The 17,067-nt window shown below is 40.3% G+C and carries 19 protein-coding genes and 1 pseudogene; 16 read left to right on the top strand and 4 right to left on the bottom strand.

Features of this window, described 5'->3' with window-relative positions:
* Nucleotides 1-136 precede the first annotated feature (136 nt).
* The 7 genes and pseudogenes from I3254_RS00660 (at nt 137) to I3254_RS00630 (ending at nt 4,103) form a co-directional block, all read left to right on the top strand.
* Nucleotides 137-478, top strand: a complete 342-nt coding sequence (locus I3254_RS00660; protein WP_201608784.1) for a hypothetical protein — start codon at nt 137-139, stop codon at nt 476-478.
* 198 nt (nt 479-676) lie between these two features.
* Complete coding sequence (locus tag I3254_RS00655) at nt 677-847, top strand: hypothetical protein (protein WP_201608783.1); 171 nt, start codon at nt 677-679, stop codon at nt 845-847.
* Nucleotides 848-1,176: 329 nt separating this feature from the next.
* Complete coding sequence (locus tag I3254_RS00650) at nt 1,177-2,130, top strand: replication initiation protein (RefSeq protein WP_045448300.1); 954 nt, start codon at nt 1,177-1,179, stop codon at nt 2,128-2,130.
* A gap of 84 nt (nt 2,131-2,214) precedes the next feature.
* Nucleotides 2,215-2,430: a type II toxin-antitoxin system RelB/DinJ family antitoxin gene (locus I3254_RS00645; protein WP_045448298.1), complete on the top strand. Its 216-nt coding sequence runs from the start codon at nt 2,215-2,217 to the stop codon at nt 2,428-2,430.
* An 8-nt stretch (nt 2,431-2,438) separates the two neighbouring features.
* A pseudogene (locus I3254_RS00640) lies at nt 2,439-2,725 on the top strand (BrnT family toxin).
* Nucleotides 2,712-3,008 carry a hypothetical protein gene (locus tag I3254_RS00635; protein ID WP_045448295.1) on the top strand — a complete coding sequence of 99 codons (297 nt, stop codon included), beginning with the start codon at nt 2,712-2,714 and terminating at the stop codon, nt 3,006-3,008. Before I3254_RS00640 ends, I3254_RS00635 begins: the two are co-directional and overlap by 14 nt.
* Nucleotides 3,009-3,134: 126 nt before the next feature.
* Nucleotides 3,135-4,103, top strand: a complete 969-nt coding sequence (locus tag I3254_RS00630) for a DNA-binding protein (protein ID WP_025652670.1) — start codon at nt 3,135-3,137, stop codon at nt 4,101-4,103.
* A 1,368-nt stretch (nt 4,104-5,471) separates the two neighbouring features.
* Here I3254_RS00630 and I3254_RS00625 read toward each other — a convergent pair.
* The 4 genes from I3254_RS00625 to I3254_RS00610 form a co-directional block, all read right to left on the bottom strand.
* Complete coding sequence (locus tag I3254_RS00625) at nt 5,472-6,194, bottom strand: CHAP domain-containing protein (RefSeq protein ID WP_060492333.1); 723 nt, start codon at nt 6,192-6,194, stop codon at nt 5,472-5,474.
* 812 nt (nt 6,195-7,006) lie between these two features.
* Complete coding sequence (lgt, locus tag I3254_RS00620) at nt 7,007-7,891, bottom strand: prolipoprotein diacylglyceryl transferase (RefSeq protein ID WP_011959981.1); 885 nt, start codon at nt 7,889-7,891, stop codon at nt 7,007-7,009.
* 183 nt (nt 7,892-8,074) lie between these two features.
* The gene (locus tag I3254_RS00615) at nt 8,075-9,418 is read right to left on the bottom strand and encodes an ATP-binding protein (protein WP_238050477.1); all 1,344 of its coding nucleotides are present in this window, start codon (nt 9,416-9,418) and stop codon (nt 8,075-8,077) included.
* Nucleotides 9,419-9,554: 136 nt separating this feature from the next.
* Nucleotides 9,555-10,289 carry a heavy metal response regulator transcription factor gene (locus I3254_RS00610; RefSeq protein WP_238050476.1) on the bottom strand — a complete coding sequence of 245 codons (735 nt, stop codon included), beginning with the start codon at nt 10,287-10,289 and terminating at the stop codon, nt 9,555-9,557.
* A 325-nt stretch (nt 10,290-10,614) separates the two neighbouring features.
* On the opposite strand from I3254_RS00610, the gene I3254_RS00605 reads away from it, so the two are divergent.
* The 9 genes from I3254_RS00605 to I3254_RS00565 all read left to right on the top strand — a co-directional run.
* Entirely contained in the window at nt 10,615-10,941 is a 327-nt protein-coding gene (locus I3254_RS00605) for a hypothetical protein (protein ID WP_011959984.1), read from the top strand.
* 133 nt (nt 10,942-11,074) lie between these two features.
* Complete coding sequence (locus I3254_RS00600; RefSeq protein ID WP_011959985.1) at nt 11,075-11,347, top strand: hypothetical protein; 273 nt, start codon at nt 11,075-11,077, stop codon at nt 11,345-11,347.
* 61 nt (nt 11,348-11,408) lie between these two features.
* Nucleotides 11,409-12,002 carry a cytochrome c gene (locus tag I3254_RS00595; RefSeq protein WP_238050475.1) on the top strand — a complete coding sequence of 198 codons (594 nt, stop codon included), beginning with the start codon at nt 11,409-11,411 and terminating at the stop codon, nt 12,000-12,002.
* 165 nt (nt 12,003-12,167) lie between these two features.
* Nucleotides 12,168-12,806: a DUF411 domain-containing protein gene (locus I3254_RS00590; RefSeq protein WP_238050474.1), complete on the top strand. Its 639-nt coding sequence runs from the start codon at nt 12,168-12,170 to the stop codon at nt 12,804-12,806.
* 94 nt (nt 12,807-12,900) lie between these two features.
* The gene (locus I3254_RS00585) at nt 12,901-14,607 is read left to right on the top strand and encodes a copper resistance system multicopper oxidase (protein WP_238050473.1); all 1,707 of its coding nucleotides are present in this window, start codon (nt 12,901-12,903) and stop codon (nt 14,605-14,607) included.
* A 25-nt stretch (nt 14,608-14,632) separates the two neighbouring features.
* Entirely contained in the window at nt 14,633-15,700 is a 1,068-nt protein-coding gene (locus I3254_RS00580) for a copper resistance protein B (RefSeq protein ID WP_238050472.1), read from the top strand.
* A 95-nt stretch (nt 15,701-15,795) separates the two neighbouring features.
* On the top strand, nt 15,796-16,272 hold the full coding sequence (locus I3254_RS00575; protein ID WP_037059145.1) for a DUF305 domain-containing protein: 477 nt from the start codon (nt 15,796-15,798) through the stop codon (nt 16,270-16,272).
* A 129-nt stretch (nt 16,273-16,401) separates the two neighbouring features.
* Nucleotides 16,402-16,578 carry a hypothetical protein gene (locus I3254_RS00570; protein ID WP_238050471.1) on the top strand — a complete coding sequence of 59 codons (177 nt, stop codon included), beginning with the start codon at nt 16,402-16,404 and terminating at the stop codon, nt 16,576-16,578.
* Nucleotides 16,579-16,693: 115 nt separating this feature from the next.
* Nucleotides 16,694-17,067 (top strand): heavy metal-binding domain-containing protein (locus I3254_RS00565; RefSeq protein ID WP_269117477.1); only part of this gene is annotated, 374 nt, incomplete at its 3' end.

Here is a 17,067-nt window from a genome sequence, read left to right as displayed (position 1 = left end):
GTTCGCTCTTAACAGAGGGTTAAAATACTACTGCGCCCACGAAACGATGTGGTCTTGTGTATTTTACTACCTTGCATCCCTATGTGTACACTGCTAGGATCAACTCTATCATAGTTGACTAGAAAAGGATGAGATAATGTCAGTAATATCAGATGATCTATTCGCAGATAAGATAAAGCAGTTACAGGCTATTAAAAAAGAAATCAATCAGGACAGACTTGAGGCACATCAGGTGTTGGGGGAGTGGTTGGCCAACGCATTAGACGATGATGACAATCATGAACTACAAGCTATATTTTTAGACGCCCATGATAATGAAAGGTACGTTCGTTTAAAAAAGCACCGTGAGTTTTTAAAATCAATCGCTCATAAGATGCAAAGTGAGGCTAAGGAAACACCAAGCAGCTTTACACCACCTAAAAGCAGTCAGGACAGTGACCACGGTTCATTGCTTGATATTTATTCATCATCACAGTAGCTGCTAGAAATCGCCTAATTGAAGGTACAGCTGGATCGTCTACTAATTAGCGAAAGGTTAGGAGACGGTTATCGGCTGTTTTAAGCGTTTTAGAATAGCTTTAGCTACCATCGTATCGGACAGAGCGTAAAACGTATATAAGAGTGGTTTCTAGGCTTTTTAGCAACGGTTTGATAAGTGTTTACAGATGTGTCGATAATGGCTACTGAAAATGAAGACAAACTATCTACAAAAAATGAGACTGATATTGAGAATGTGAAAACAGGGTTGTCCAGAATGACAGACGAAGATATTCAAAATATCTTTGACCATACTTTTGAAGATCTTCAAAGATCTAAGCTTGATCCGAACCATGCGAACGTGGAATAACATTAAGTAAATGGACAATTGCATTCTGAGCTACTGATCAGTTTTACAAGTGATTGGTCGATCAAATTATCATCTTAAATCCGTCGGTTTTTTGGTTTTTTCCTTATTATTTAAAATAAAAATATATTTTTTACTTTTAAAAACTTTTAAAGACTTTTAGACAGTCTGTAAGCTTTGCTATTAAAGGGTTACGCACTCTATTATGCTACTTTTATCCCGCATTATGCTACTTTTATCCCGCATTATGCTACTTTTATCCCGTTTAAATGCTACTTTTATCCCGCATTATGCTAGTATCTTAAAGTAACTAGCATAATGAGGTTGTCATAATGAATGATGTCGAGCTATACGAAAAAAAATATCCTGAAAAATGGATTGTTATGCAGAATAAAATTACTCAAGCTTTTAGAGAGATGTCTATTGATGAGAAGCGCATCATTATTCTAGCGAGCCCATTGGTTAGGGTTAATAATGCTACTGAAAAAACACCGATAGAGGTTGCGTCTTCTGAATTTGCTAAGCTTAGCGGAATAGATAGAAACTCGGCTTATAAGCAAATGAAATCAGCTAGCAAAAAATTAATGAAGCGTACATTCATTTATGAGGATAAGGATGGTGATGATACAGAGGTTCAATGGCTAATCAGGTCGAAATATGCAGATGGCTATATATCGATGCATTTTACAGATGAGGTAATATACTTACTTCAGGTTTTTGATAAGCTCAACCCTTACACTAAATATTTAAAAGAAGATATCTTAAACCTCAAATTGACTTACTCGTTAGACCTTTACCATCTAGCAAAAAAGTCTGAGGGGAAGGGTGGTTTTTCTATGACTTTAGATCAATATAGGCAAGAACTTGGCACGCCTAAGTCGTATGAGCGCATCAACAATTTGAAAGAGAATGCAGTTGATGGGCCCATAAAAGAAATTAATCAGAAAACCGACATCAAAATCACCTATGAAAACATCAAACGTGGACGCACAGTTACAGGTTTGACATTCACCGTCAAGGCCAAGCCAACTAAGAAAAAAGGACAGGAGGGCCTAAATCAGAATAATGAGGATAGAGATATCCCACCTCTAACCGTTAAGCAAATTGATCGTTTTGCCCCTTTGTTGGCTAACTACTCACCGTTTGGTAGTTACGCACCATCAGGTAAAAGCACTCAAGAAGTTATTAGTTGGTTACACACTCAATTAAGAGATGAGGCTTTTTTAAAGACCCACAAAAAGCACTTACTGGCGATAGGCTATACGTTCCCTAAGCAGAAATCATAGCAAAGAAAAAAAGAGTAATTGAGCTAGCGTAGCCTATACAAATGGCTTATATTATATGTACATAAATAAGCCAAAAGTGATGTTATGACGACAACTAATTATAATATTAGGCTCGATCAAGAGCTAAAAGAAAATGCTTTTTCGGTATTTGAAAGCTATGGATTAACACCGTCTCAAGCGATCAAATTATTTTTGACCCAAGTGGCGCAAACCAATAAAGTGCCACTATCTTTTGAGTATCAGAAAGTAGCAGCTGTCAGTCAAGATGAATTGCCAATCTATAAAGAGCATACTGATTGAGAGAAAAGATGAGTATTAGATTTGAATGGGATGAACAAAAAAACATCACCAATCAGTGCAAACACCGTTTATCATTTGAGGCAGCTACCCGGGTTTTTTAGATCCTTTATGCCTGCGTCAGCAAGACAGGTATGAAAATGGTGAGGAGCGGTGGCAGGCGCTGGGTACAATAGACGGCACAGCAGTCTTATTAGTAGCCCATACGCAGACAGACATAGATGGTGGCGAGGTTATACGCATTATCTCGGCTAGGCGTGCCACAAAGAGTGAGAGGAGGCAATATGAACAAGGTTAGCTATCAAATAGACGATTTACCACCACTAACGGCAAAGCAACAAGCGGACTTAGAATATTTAGCAACGCTTAGTGATGACAATATTGATTTATCAGATATTCCAGAAGTTACGGATTGGTCAAACGCTATCCGTGGCAGTATTAAGCCGCAAGCGTTCTCTGCTGAAGCGAGCGTCATCAACCCAAGTATCATTGCCAAGTTTAAGGATAGAGCCAAGCAAACAGGTGGTGACTATCAAGAAATGATCAATAATGCGCTAGAAGAATACTTAGCGGATCACTAACTATAATTTAATGACCGTGACCTCAAGATCACTTGGGGTTTTTTTACATTCTATATTGTAGTATGTTGTATATTGTAGTGTATTATATACAACATACTACAATATACTATTAAGGGATACAAAATCATGGCACTCACGATACAAGATATTCATGCAGCAGCAGACCAATTACAAGAGCAAGGGGTTAAGCCGACACTGGCAGAGGTGCGTAAGGCGCTAGGCGGTGGATCATTCACGACTATCAGTGATGCTATGCAAAGCTGGAAGCGAGAACAGCAAGAAGAGCAAGAGCTACAGCAAGTAGACTTACCTAGTGGTATCACAGAACGCTTGCACACGCTTGGGGCTGATATGTGGCAGACGGCTATTGATATGGCTAATGATAGATTGTCTAAAGAGCGTGAAGCTTTAGAGGTGGTTAAGATCAAGGCACAAGCAGAGATGGACGAAGCGCAAGAAGCGGTTAAGACCTTGGAGGGGGAACAAGCGGATTTACTACAGCAACTGGACGAGGTGACCGGCACTGCGGAAACAGCAACTAAAAGCGCACAGCAAGCCACAGCTGACCATGACGCTACCAAACAGACGCTATTAGATACTAGGCATGAATTAGAGCTTGAACGCACTAAGGCTAAGACCGCGCAATCACAGCTTGCAGAGGTGAGTAATGCATTAGATAAGCAATCTATAGAGCTGACTAGCAGTCTTGGTGAGGTAGCCACGCTTAAAGCCACAGCTGATAGTGATAAGGCAGAGATTGCACGTTTAAAGATTGAACTTAAAAATACTAAGTCAGAGCTAAAGGCAGTCACCACTGAGCGGAATGATATACAAACGGCTACCGCAGAGATCAAAGGAGAGTTAAAGGCAGTCACCGCTGAACGTGACAAGCTATCAGGACTTAATAATCAGCTGACTCAAACTCAGGCTAAGCTTGAAGCCGAGCATAGCGTATTGAATAAACAATATAGCGAGCTATCAAGCCGTCATTTATCAAAGCAGGAACAAGTGACTCTGTTACAAGATCAACTTAAGAAAGCACAAGATGCTCTAATACTTATTCAAAACAAAGATAATACTTTGGATGCTGACTAAATAAAAGTATTCGAGGTTTCAGTTTAATTAGGATTTCAAGATAAAGAACAGTTATAAGTTTGGGAGGTAGTTTACCCAAGGCATAGATCTCGTTCTATTCACACTAAGCTTATGAATCAACCATGACAATATCGACTCACTGAATAAGTGACTGCTGTATAATAACTATTCTAAATTTTTCTCTGGACTCTTATAGTATATAGCCGAGTGGGCTATATACTACTTAAATTAGCCTAAGTGAATTTATGCTGATTTTGGAGCCTTGAGCAGATTTCAAGGAACACTCACCCTAAAGCGATTATGAGTAGATAAAATACTCACAATCGCTTTAGTGCATTCCTTGGATTTGATGTGATTAGTCATGCCGACTTCATCGCCCATCGCGTCATCAAGACCGTATCACTGTATCAAGCTACGGTTGTTAAGATTACGGCTGATAGCACCGCCTAGACACGCTCTTAACCGCTACTGTGCTGTCATACGCTAGCAAGGGCATAAACCCAATATACCGCTACGATATGCACGAGTAACCACTCATTGCGTTGCTCAATATGTCTAGAACCCCCTGTCGAGAGCTTACCCCTGTGTCAAACGCAGTCGTCGCCGAGGCCTGCCACCCATTTGACGGGTAACGGGTACAAAGAGAGCAGCACAAGGATGTAACGAGCGAACAAGCAGTTTTTAAAATGTATAGTGAATAAGGTTGATATGAAAGCAGTTTTTGGATAAAATGCACCTACACGGGCATTTAATGCTGTTCAAATAACGCACTGCGTATGCTTATTTGTTCGTTACAGGGTGTTGACGCACTCTGTAACCGTTAGCTACATTAAAAACTAAATGCCTCTAGGAGTCAACTCCCAGAGGCATTTTTTTGTTTAGTCTTTCGATATGACTCTGGTAAATCTTTAGGTGCTATCATAATCAACTTTCTCAAGTACTTCAAATCGCTTTGAGAGTGTCATAATCTCTCAAAAAACCATCTGAACCGCCTCAGGTTTTCGGAGACTAAACAGTCTTAGAGAGTACGACGAACTCGGGGTGGTTTACCCATACGCTTTGAGCTAAGCCACATCTTCATGAGCGTCGTTTCGTAATTTGTCTTGTAATGCTAGCAATCCAAAAATTTCTCAGTTTTGCGCCAGAAATGTGCAGGTAGTGCACAAGCGGTATCATGTGGCATCTTAAACGCGCTTGCCGATAATTCTTGTAATGAGTAATGATATCAGTAGTGTCTATTTCTGACTGATCAAATCATGAAAGGTTAAATACACCCTGATGTTAAGCACAAAAAAACCCAGCAATGATAGTAAGATCACTACTGGGTTGGAGAAAAGCAATAAATATGTTGTGCTGACTTCTCAGGTCTTATTTATCATTCATAGCAAGGTAGATATTACGATCTGATGCGGATGCGTCATCCACATATTTTGAATCACGCCATGTCGTATAAGCATAGACACCACTGTATGGGCTGATACTGTTCTGACGGAAGTCAGAAATCCAATCTGTACCATCGAAAATTTGAATATGGCCATGTGGACGCTTTGATGAGCGATCATAGACAATAACATCACCTACTTGGGTTGGCATATCATTGCTGATTTTGCTGAAACCTGCTTTATCAAGTGTGCCACGAGTAGCGTACTGATAGGCTGAAGGATTTGGAGTGAACTCATAACCAGCTGATTGTAGTGCTTTACGTACGTAACGGGCACAGTATCCAGAGCTGCTAGATAGAGCCACTCGTGAAGCGCGAGCAGCAGCGATAGCGGGTGCTGAATTGCTATCAGGGATAGTATTGACTTGCTGCTGTTGTCTTTCAGCATATAAGCGGCTACTTGATAACGAAAGCTGTTTCTCTTTTTGTTGAGCCTGCGCACTTAAGTTGCTAATTGCTTGACTGATTTCATCATTGCTAGAAACATAAGCACCACTTTTGGTGCTATAAATATTTTTTGACGAACTGTAGTTTGATGCCGCAGAAATATTGGTTATATTATTACTTGTTTGAAAGGTCGTTACAGCAGCAGTACTCGTTTGTGCTATGCCCATACCCAGTACTGACAAAATCAATAAGGCCTGTTTCATAAATCTAATACCTACGGTTAATTCAAAATGGTCTGTTGTCCATAACAGAGCAGTCAATTAAATCTCAACAACTCAAGAATATACACATTGTGGTGACTAATAATTATGCTGCAAACCCTTATTCCATAGGCGGCCGGCATTATCAACGATTTCGCTAAAACCTTATAAATTTATTGGAAGTCAAACTGTTAGCCAAAACACAAATCGGACTTTAGCATAGGCTGTAAAGCATGTCATCACTAATAAAAATCTGATAAAAGCTCTTTTTAAGCTTATAAAATGATAAAAAATACCTATTTTATAATGTAATTTCGTGTAACATTTATAGAATATAGCTGACCAACCTGACAACAATATCTCCTGTTTGATAAGCAGAAAAAAACGTTTGAGGATTAAATCCTTAATTTAGATTTAATCCTCAAACGTTTTTTTAGTGGGTGAAGTAATTATGCTATATAGGGTTTAACCAATTATTAAAATAATATACTAATTTATAGTGTCAATATGAATTTTAATTCGCTAAGGAACTATGTAATCTTACGTAATTGTTGCGATACATCATGTAGTTCCTTGTATTAATTTCTAAGAAATTGGTTATTTTAAAGACAGATAACATCTAAAATAGGTTACATTGACATAAAAAGTTACATATCCAAATTTATTTTTAGCTTTTGAAGTTCCACTATCTGATGAAAAAATTAGGTTTAGGAATAAAAATCCTTGTACTAACATAGGTATTAATTCTGCAAATGGAATGTATCTTGTTAGAACTGCATTTATATTTATTTGTTCATGCACCTCGACACTTATTTCTAATATGCAGACTGCTTACCCCAATCATAAATACCGCGTTTGTAAGCATAAATCAGCATGATTAAGCCGGCGATAATCATCGGCGCGCTTAAGATTTGCCCTTTGGTCATCCAACCTAATAATATGAATCCTTGGTCAGCATCTGGCTGGCGGAAGAATTCAATGATAAAGCGGCTGATGCCATAGCCTAGTAAGAATACAGCGGAGGCGGCCATACGTGGACGTGGTTTTGATGAATACCACCATAAGAATATAAATAGCAGCAGACCTTCGGCAAAGGCTTCATATAGCTGTGATGGATGACGAGGCAATATGTATTGACCATTGACTTCAATCATCAATTCTTGCAATTGTGGATTGCTCTGTAATTGCTCCATATCAAACGCCGCGGCTTGCGGAAAGTAGGTCAGCCAGTTATAGCCACCGTCTGAGACGCGACCCCATAATTCGCCATTGATATAGTTGCCGATACGCCCAAACAGTAAGCCGGTTGGTACACAAGGAACGATAAAATCGAATACTTGAAAGGTAGTCTTTTTATATTTACGGGCAAAGAACCACATACCTAGCATGACGCCGATAAAGCCGCCGTGGAAAGACATACCGCCTTCCCAGACTTTTAATATATAGGCAGGGTTTTGGAGTAATTCACCGAACTGATAAAACAGCACATAGCCAATACGACCGCCTAAGATGACACCAAGCGCGCCATAAAAGACTAAGTCAGAGACCATGTCGGTGGTCCAATTGTCGCGTTTGGTACTGCGATACCAAGCCAAACCGTAAGCGGCAGCAAAGGCTAGCAAATACATTAGCCCATACCAGTGCACTTCCAATGGACCCAAGGAAAGCGCTACGGGATCATACTGAGGATGAATCATCATAAAGGCATCATAATTATTGGTAACAGAATGTATGAAATAGGCTTATATAAGAAATTTTTTGTCCAACAATTGAAAAGTACAACTATCGCAAGTCAGAATCTCATCTTATGGATAGAGAGACCTTCCAAGTAAACTCGCCTTCGATCTAATCTGAGCGGTTCATAGACAGTATGAAGGTATTTACTACCTGGCAATCAACAACTTTACAGCAACCTCAAAAAGACACTCATCTTTGATAGTAATACTAACTTTGCCATTATGAGCATTGGCGATAGCTTGCACAATAGATAAGCCTAAGCCTAAGCCTGTTCCTGAATGCATCGTATTCGTTTTATCATGACGATAGAATCGCTCAAACAGTTTATCGGCTTCAATCTGATTTAATGGTTTGTCTAGACGGTTGGTCATAGTTATTCTTAACCAGAGCTGCTCTGGGGATTGAATATCGTCTTTTGGCGCATTAAGCGAGGTGCTTGAAGTGAGGACAGTAGCGGATATCATAATAGTGCTATTACTAGCCGCATAATAAATCGCATTTGACATCAGGTTGGCAAACAGCCGTTGCAATAAGCCTTTATCACCTAGTACTGTTTTAAAATCACCCGATTTTTCAAAGATTATCTCACGATCCTCAGCAATCATCTCATAATAATCTATAAGCTTTGTGATCAAGCTCTCTATATCGACATGACTGATTTGCGAATCACTCAGCTCTTTTTGAGTTTTTGCCAGTAATAACATATCGTTAATCATGGCGGATAACTGCTTTAACGTATCATGCTGATGATGCAATTGCTCAATGTATTCGTCGCTTTCTCTTGGCTTAGTTAACATGACTTGCGTTTGCGTACTCAGCGTCGCTATTGGCGTACGTAGCTCATGGGCGATATTGTCTGAAAACCGTGATAATGATTCAAGGTTACTTTCAAGCTTGACCATCATAGAATTATAAGACTCCGTTAGTGGACGTAATTCTAACGGCATATCGCCAACCACAATTCTTTCATCTAACCTTTGAAGATTAATGCCTTTCATCTTTTGTACGATAGTAGCTAGGGGAGCAAAACCCCAGTGTACACTTAGTGCTGCTACTGAAACCAATAATAAGGTAATGGCGATAAGTATCAAGCTCAGCTGGCGATTAAACTGGATAAGATATTGATGATGCACATCGATAGGTAGAGCAATAAATGCCAAAACCTCTTGATGTGTAATGATAATGGCTCGGTAATGCCTATTATTTATCTTGATCATAAACTGCTGATCGCGATAGTCCTGCAATAGTTGTAACAAGCTAAAATCTGCCGGTAGATCATTGATGAAATTACTGGGATCGCTGGACAATAAATTGCCGTTTTTGTCTGATATTAACGTTTTTAAATCATAGTCTAACCAAGAAGAATGTAGATGATTGGCATCAATTAGCGCTTGCGACTTTGACACTGTAAAAGGTTCTATGTGATCGTTAAAATTCACCATGCGTTTACGCAGGTTAAAAGCTGCATGGGTAATAATCTCTGAGTCCATTTGCTCAAAGTGCTCGTTAACAGAGCGCTGAACCCATATATAAATAACAACTTGAGAGATAACAACAAATATTGTCAGTAAAAAAACAGTACGCCATAACAAAGGCCAGCGTCGATTCTTAAATTTATCTCTCATTTTATTTTAGATCATCTTTGTTGGTGTCATCGTCGCCCATGCTACTGTCTGCTCCGACATTCAGTGGCTCTAATCGATAGCCCATACCGCGTACTGTGTGAATAAGCTTGGTGTCAAAACCATCATCGATTTTTATCCGTAGCCGTCTTATAGCGACGTCAATGACATTTGTATCACTGTCAAAATTTATGTCCCATACTTGTGAGGCAATCACAGTGCGTGGCAGTACCTCACCTTGACGTTCTAAGAAAAGTTGTAATAAAGCAAATTCTTTAGCAGTCAATTTTATGTTGGTATCGCCTCTATATACAGTGCGTTTAGCAATATCCATTTTTAGGTCAGCCATATGTATGACAGAGCTTTTATAGTCTGATTGATTGGCACGCCGCAATAGGCTTTTTATTCGGACAATTAGCTCGGCAAAAGCAAAAGGCTTGGTCAGATAATCATCGCCACCAATTTCAATACCTTTGATCCGATCGCTTAAATCATCTTTAGCCGTTAAAAATAAAACTGGCGTATGCTTTCCAGCAGCTCGGTAGCGCTGTACCAACTCAAAGCCACTGACGTCAGGTAGCATGACATCCATCAAAACCACACTAAAATCTTCAGTCATTAACGCATGATAGCCATCTAAACCTGTCATGTGATGATCCACGATGAAACCGGCCTCAGTTAAGCCTTTCTTAATATATTCTCCAAGGTTTTTCTCATCTTCTACTAACAGTACTTTCATCGTTGCTTACCTTTATATCATTATAGTTGTCAACAGCGTATCACTAACATTGTTAGCTTATCAGCCATATATTTATCAGGAACCCTTGTTATAACAGTGTTCTTTGGATAGAGACAGATGCTGGTATTTGGTTTTAATGACAAGAAGATGACAATATTATGCTGTTCCTAACGAACATGTAATATCCGTGTCATCTAGCTGTCAGCCACCATTTAGTATTCTAAATCAACGCCGCATATTGGCTTGTCTCTGATACAGACTGCCTCTACGAGTAAAGCAATTATCCTACTTAAACAGTTTGTTATTTATCTTTAAAGGGTCTTATATGAAAAATTATAGTTCATTAAAAAAAGCAGCTTTGCTTTCAGTATCGATGTTAGTGGGCATGTCAGCGGCCAATGCGCATACCACAAACTTAGATGCTTCTGTTCTCGGTAATTGTGATGCGCTCACTAGTTTTGCAAGAAACGCAGATCATAATGATGCACAAATGTCCAAAGAGCAAAAGAAAAGTTATGTCGACGCCAGAGTGGCTTGTCAGGTTCAACATCAAGATCAACATTTGCAGTCTGAAAAGTATTTTGTAAAAAAATATGGTAGCGATCGTGATAGAAATGCTGAAGCCATATTAAATGAATATATCGCGCATTAGAATCTAAAGCAGTGAGAATGACAGCATTGTAATCTTAACGTCATCTGCCAGTCAGAATGAATGATGTATCATTTAGGCTGGTTTAACAGCTATTGAACTCAATAACCTTTAATCCAAACAATAGGAATTAATCATGTCACAATTTAAATTACTGTCTAAATCAATCGCAATGACGGCCATCGCTCTTGTCGTATCGACCTCAGCTATGGCGCATGACCCTAAAATGCATGCTGAAAAAGATCAAATGAACTGTGAAAAAATGCAAAAGCATATGGATATGATGGGAAAAATGGATCATAGCAAGATGGACATGAGCGATCCTGCCATGAAAGCGATGATGGCTAACATGGGTAAAATGAAGCAAATGTACCAAAAACACTGCGTTACTAACGACAGTAAATCTTAAAAATTTTAGCTCTGTTAAATAGCAGTCAACACTTAACGGAAATAAATTTTTAGGAAAACATATGCAATTTTTATTGGGTGCGCTCTTTACCGTATTTGTGGCAATCGTTAGCGTGTTTGCGGTTGTTACTAGTGGCGTTGTCAATGTGGGAGCTGACCAAGAGCATAGCCCAATGATGTTTAGCTTTTTAGAAACTGCTCGCAATCGTTCCATAGAAAATGCCAGTAAAGATATTGTGGTACCAGATTTAGAGAAGGTTGAGCTAATCAGTTCTGGTGGCGCGGACTATAAGGATATGTGTGCAGGCTGTCACTTGTCTCCGGGAGTGGCACAAACTGACTTTAGTGAGGACTTATATCCAAAGCCGCCCAACTTTACCAAGGCTGATATTGTCAAACGTTATCAAACAGAAGACGGTGCAAAGCAAAGCTTTTGGGCAATCAAGCACGGTATTATGGCATCTGGAATGCCTGCGTGGGGCGCGTCCCATGATGACGCTAGAATGTGGGCAATGGTTGCTTTTATCAGATCGTTACCTGAATTAGATGAAGCTCAGTACACGATGCTAACCACTAGGATAGATGGCGATATGATGGACATGTCATTTGATGGTGATATGAATATGTCGGATGATGGATCTGGAATGCAGCATTAATACTTTCTAGATATGAAAGCCTCCTAACTCACGGTTGTCGCTATTAATAATGCAGTACTGAACAGTGCTGCATTTAATGTTTTTAGTTAAGTACATAAGAATTCAAATATAGGGTGTAAGTTTTTAGAATATCGAGCATAACAATAGACGTTTAGGAGTAATTTAATGAGACATTACACACATGTGCTTTCTAATGGACATAGCTGGTTATCCGGTCGTGTCCTTTTATTGGTGGTGACATCGTCACTCTCGTTAACGCTAGCCGCTTGCAGCCAATCTAATACCAGTGGCTCTGATTCTCAACCAGTAAAGGTTGAACAGTCTGCTACCCAGAATGCACAAGTACAAAATGAAAGTTCTGCTCCTACAAATGCTCCCGTTAACAGCTCGTCATCATTACTCAAAAACGTCTCAGCCACGGTTTATAAAGATGCCAACTGCGGCTGCTGTAAAGAATGGGTAGGCTATGCAAAAAACAATGGATTAAGTGCAACCACGCACGATGTGGAAGATCTATCCTTATTTAAGGAGCGTTATGGCGTACCACAGCAAATGCGCTCTTGTCATACCACCGTTACCACCGACGGTTTTGTCTTTGAAGGGCATGTCCCTGCTAAACACATGGCTGAATTCTTAGCAAATCCTCCTGCACAAGCTATTGGACTTGCCGTACCGAGTATGCCGGTTGGTAGCCCCGGTATGGAGTATGAAGGTAAATTCATGCCTTATAAGGTAATGCAGCTTAATAAAGACGGCACCACAGAAGCCTATGCTGCTATTGAGTCTCCTCAGCAGCAGCTGTAGTGTTGGCTTAGATGTGAATAGATTCTGTTAAATATCGAAAATATTATAACTATAAGCTTAACCACCATCTCTCAAATTAAATTAGGTCATCATTATGAATAAACAGAACATACTGAACCGCCGACGTTTTTTAACCGGATCCTCTGCTGTCCTTGGTGCTTCATTGATGCCGACTATTGCTAGTAGCGCATTGGGACAATCGAGTCGCTCAGGCAGTCAGGGCGCTACTATTAACAGTGATAAACCCGATCATAAAGTACCCATACTGACAGGCAAAGAGTTTGATCTTTATGTCAGCAAAAAACCCATCATTGTTGATGGCAAGTCAAGCACGGCGACGCTCATTAATGACTCATTACCAGCGCCAACGCTAAAAATGCGCGAGGGCGATACGGTAGTGATACGCGTCCATAACCAAATGAATGAGTCGACCTCTATTCATTGGCATGGTCTACTAGTACCGTTTGAGATGGATGGCGTGCCCGGCATTAGTTTTGATGGTATACCAGCAAATAGCACCTTTACGTATAAATTTACGCTGAAACAATCTGGCACTTATTGGTATCACTCGCACACTGGATTCCAAGAACAAACCGGTATGCGCGGGGCCATCGTCATTGAGCCGAAAGGGCGCGAACGTCATCCTATCGAGGAAGACCATGTCATTTTGCTCAGTGATTGGACGCACCGTGACCCGCACAACTTGGTTAAACTATTAAAGCAACGCGCAGACTTTGATAATTATCATTTACCAGATTTTAAAAAGCTACTGTCCGATATTGCCGCAACAGATCTAAAAGCTGCTTTTGATAAGCGCAAAATGTGGAATCAGATGCGGATGATGCCGACAGACTTTACTGATCTGTCTGGTGAAAAAACCTTTACCTATCTGATGAATGGTAAAACCACAGCGGCTAACTGGACGCAACTTGTCAAGGCTGGACAGCCTGTCAAACTACGTTTTATTAATGGTTCAGCGCAGACGATATTTGATGTACGCATCCCCGGCCTAAAAATGAAAGTCGTCGCGACGGATGGGATTGATGTCAGTCCCGTCGATATCGATGATTTCCGTATTGGGGTGGCCGAGACTTATGATGTCATCGTGACGCCCACTAAAGACGCGCATACCATATTTGCTCAAAACATAGATCGGTCAGGCTATGTTGCGACAACGCTTGCTACCAAAAAAGGTGCTCGTCCTGCGATACCTGCTATGGACAAAATCGAATGGCTGACGATGGCCGACATGATGGGCGCCATGGGATCGAATGGCTATAACGCTAAACATGCCAAAACAGAATATGACTTTAAGTCCGATATGCGCGTTGATAGTCCGCGTATGAACCTTGATGACCCTGGTATTAATCTACGTAACATTGATAGAAAGGTTTTGAATTATAGTCAGTTGCGCTCTGTCGGCGATGAGATAATGGCAGAGCAGCGCAAACCCACCAGAGAGATTGAAATACATCTGACGGGAAACATGGAGCGCTATATTTGGGCTCTAGACGGGGTTATGTTCAAAGATGCCGCACCGGTCAATATTAAGCCCAACGAGCGCGTACGTATTACCTTAGTCAATGACACCATGATGAATCATCCCATGCATTTGCATGGTATGTGGAGCGATCTGCGGATGCCTTCAGGTGAGTTTCAAGTACGTAAGCATACGATAATGGTACAGCCTGCACAAAAGATAAGCTTTGATGTCACCGGAGAAGCTGGCAGATGGGCATGGCATTGCCACTTGCTCTATCACATGGAAGCAGGGATGTTTAGAGAAGTTGCCGTTGTTTAATAAACCTTCGAATATGAGCCTTATTATGAAAATATATAAAGTAGGTCTACCGTTTATTGGCATGTCATCTTTGATGCTACTAATGTCACCTTTAGCAAACGCTGCTGAGATGTCGAACATGGATCATGGCAGTATGGACATGTCTGGTATGGATATGTCAGATATGGATCACAGCAGCATGGATATGTCTGGTATGAGCATGTCGGATATGGATCATAGCAAAATGGATATGTCTGGTATGGACATGTCGGATATGGATCACAGTGGCATGGATATGTCAGGCATGGACCATGGCAGTATGGATATGTCAGGCATGGACCATGGCAGTATGGATATGTCAGGCATGGACCATGGCAGTATGGATATGTCAGGTATGCAAGGTGGTAAAGCTCCAGCTGATGCTCGCAGTCCTGACTATTCAAACGGTGTTCCCTATGGTCGCTTTGGTAAGCCTGTGATGATGGGTAGCTTACCGTTATGGGGCGTATCAGTAGACGATCTGGGCTATCAATTTGACGATGATCAAATCAATTATGAGTTTGATACGTGGTACGGTACAGACAGCAACCGCGTAACGCTACGTAGCGAAGGTAGTATCCAAACTAAAGATGATAAAGAAATTGATAGCTTAACCTCACTATCTTACTGGAAGCCACTTAGTATTTTTTGGAATGGGGAAGCCGGTGTTGCTTATGATACCGAAAATGATAAATCTGCCGTGATGGCTGGTATTGCAGGCACTGCACCTTACTTCATCGAAACCGATGCTAGAGCTTATTTATATACTGATGGGCAAGTTCGTCTAGATCTAGGTGCGGAGTATGAGTGGCGCTTAGATCAACATTGGGTAGTGATTCCAGAAGTAGAGCTGACGGCATTTAGCAAAGATGATACAGATAACCATATTACTAAAGGCTTTAATGAGTTTGGGGCTGACGTTAGGCTTACTTACGAGATGTTAAGTCGTCAGCTCGCGCCTTATGTGGGTATCAGCTATGAGACCGCTTTAGGCAACGCAAGAGATTTGCGACGTCAAGAAGACGAAGCTGTTGATTCTAGTAGCGTTACAGCTGGTGTGAAATTTTGGTTCTAGTGTTAACCATGTAAGTAACAACAGTTTATAACACTAGCTCTAAAAAAAGGCACCTCTTTATTTAGGTGCCTTTTTACTAAATTAAGGACAAGAATATGAATAACCATATGGATAATAAACAGAAGCAAATGAACCCTTATGTAAAGTTCACAATCATGATTTTAACATCGACAGTCGTGATGTTTATCATGATGTATTTTAATACTTATCAATGGGATCACGTTTATTTTAGCGAAACCAGAGCTTATATGGCGTTATATATGGGCGCTATGATGGCTATTATTATGCTCGCCTTTATGACCAATATGTATAAAAAGACTAAGGTCAATCTAATGGTTTATGGGATTAGTGTCGTGCTATTTGCCTTTGGTTTATGGGGCGTTAGATCACAACAAACGGTCGATCAAGTGGATTGGATGCAGGCGATGATACCGCATCACTCGATTGCTATTTTGACCAGTTCGCGTGCTGATATCGAAGATCCACGTGTACGCCAGCTTGCTGATGACATTATCGAAGCACAAAAGCGTGAAATCGGTGAGATGCAAGCGCTTATTGATGAGTTGGAATAGGCAGTCACAAATTTTGAGCACTTTGTATTAGGTGTTATTAAGTAAGCAGACTATTGAGAGGTGTACGTTCACACACTAGCACTATATCATTACTTATACTAAGGAAATAACAAATAAGGAGTCCTTGTAATGGTTATTATGATGCACGGTATGATGAACGGGACTATGCACGGCATGATGAATGGATCGATGCACGGTATGGGTTGGGGAGAATCTATTATCTCCTTATTGTTTACAGTACTGGTTTTTGCGGTACTGATATTGACTATTATGGCCTTACTCAAATATTTGCGTAATAAAGATTAAGTTCCAATTGAAACTTAATTTTCGAGATATCTAGATTAGTAATTAGATGAATAGCAATTAAAGGTTGATGATTGTGCTTTAAAAGCTTTATTTATTGTCTTCAAGGAGTGGTTTTATGAAACATATTGCCGATGAAAAATCTATCAAAGGTGGTCAGTACGATAAAGTACCGGAAAATTATAGCGGTACGGTCTATATTTGTCCTATGCATCCAGAAGTAAGAGATGTTGAAAAAAGTGACTGCCCAATATGTGGCATGTTTCTTAAACCTGAAGACGAGGTTGCTGAATCCAACAACCATGAAGATAGTCATGCGCATTGTCATGGAGCGGATGCTAATAATAGTACTGAGTTAAAGTCTGTCGAAGGCAATAAGTACGACAAGATACCGGAAAATTATAACGGCACGATTTATATTTGTCCTATGCATCCAGAAGTAAGAGATGTTGAAAAAAGTGACTGCCCAATATGTGGCATGTTTCTTAAACC

It is taken from the genome of Psychrobacter sp. Ps2 (genome assembly GCF_022129405.1).
In the GTDB taxonomy this organism is placed as follows: domain Bacteria; phylum Pseudomonadota; class Gammaproteobacteria; order Pseudomonadales; family Moraxellaceae; genus Psychrobacter.
Note: the sequence above shows the minus strand (reverse complement) of the source record. Positions and strands in the feature narration are given on the sequence as shown.

Bases quoted from the DNA above. Each gene is read 5' to 3' on its own strand.
- I3254_RS00660 (WP_201608784.1), top strand. From the start codon at position 137: ATGTCAGTAATATCAGATGATCTATTCGCAGATAAGATAAAGCAGTTA.
- I3254_RS00655 (WP_201608783.1), top strand. From the start codon at position 677: ATGGCTACTGAAAATGAAGACAAACTATCTACAAAAAATGAGACTGAT.
- I3254_RS00650 (WP_045448300.1), top strand. From the start codon at position 1,177: ATGAATGATGTCGAGCTATACGAAAAAAAATATCCTGAAAAATGGATT.
- I3254_RS00645 (WP_045448298.1), top strand. From the start codon at position 2,215: ATGACGACAACTAATTATAATATTAGGCTCGATCAAGAGCTAAAAGAA.
- I3254_RS00635 (WP_045448295.1), top strand. From the start codon at position 2,712: ATGAACAAGGTTAGCTATCAAATAGACGATTTACCACCACTAACGGCA.
- I3254_RS00630 (WP_025652670.1), top strand. From the start codon at position 3,135: ATGGCACTCACGATACAAGATATTCATGCAGCAGCAGACCAATTACAA.
- I3254_RS00625 (WP_060492333.1), bottom strand. From the start codon at position 6,194: ATGAAACAGGCCTTATTGATTTTGTCAGTACTGGGTATGGGCATAGCA.
- lgt (WP_011959981.1), bottom strand. From the start codon at position 7,891: ATGATGATTCATCCTCAGTATGATCCCGTAGCGCTTTCCTTGGGTCCA.
- I3254_RS00615 (WP_238050477.1), bottom strand. From the start codon at position 9,418: ATGGACTCAGAGATTATTACCCATGCAGCTTTTAACCTGCGTAAACGC.
- I3254_RS00610 (WP_238050476.1), bottom strand. From the start codon at position 10,289: ATGAAAGTACTGTTAGTAGAAGATGAGAAAAACCTTGGAGAATATATT.
- I3254_RS00605 (WP_011959984.1), top strand. From the start codon at position 10,615: ATGAAAAATTATAGTTCATTAAAAAAAGCAGCTTTGCTTTCAGTATCG.
- I3254_RS00600 (WP_011959985.1), top strand. From the start codon at position 11,075: ATGTCACAATTTAAATTACTGTCTAAATCAATCGCAATGACGGCCATC.
- I3254_RS00595 (WP_238050475.1), top strand. From the start codon at position 11,409: ATGCAATTTTTATTGGGTGCGCTCTTTACCGTATTTGTGGCAATCGTT.
- I3254_RS00590 (WP_238050474.1), top strand. From the start codon at position 12,168: ATGAGACATTACACACATGTGCTTTCTAATGGACATAGCTGGTTATCC.
- I3254_RS00585 (WP_238050473.1), top strand. From the start codon at position 12,901: ATGAATAAACAGAACATACTGAACCGCCGACGTTTTTTAACCGGATCC.
- I3254_RS00580 (WP_238050472.1), top strand. From the start codon at position 14,633: ATGAAAATATATAAAGTAGGTCTACCGTTTATTGGCATGTCATCTTTG.
- I3254_RS00575 (WP_037059145.1), top strand. From the start codon at position 15,796: ATGAATAACCATATGGATAATAAACAGAAGCAAATGAACCCTTATGTA.
- I3254_RS00570 (WP_238050471.1), top strand. From the start codon at position 16,402: ATGGTTATTATGATGCACGGTATGATGAACGGGACTATGCACGGCATG.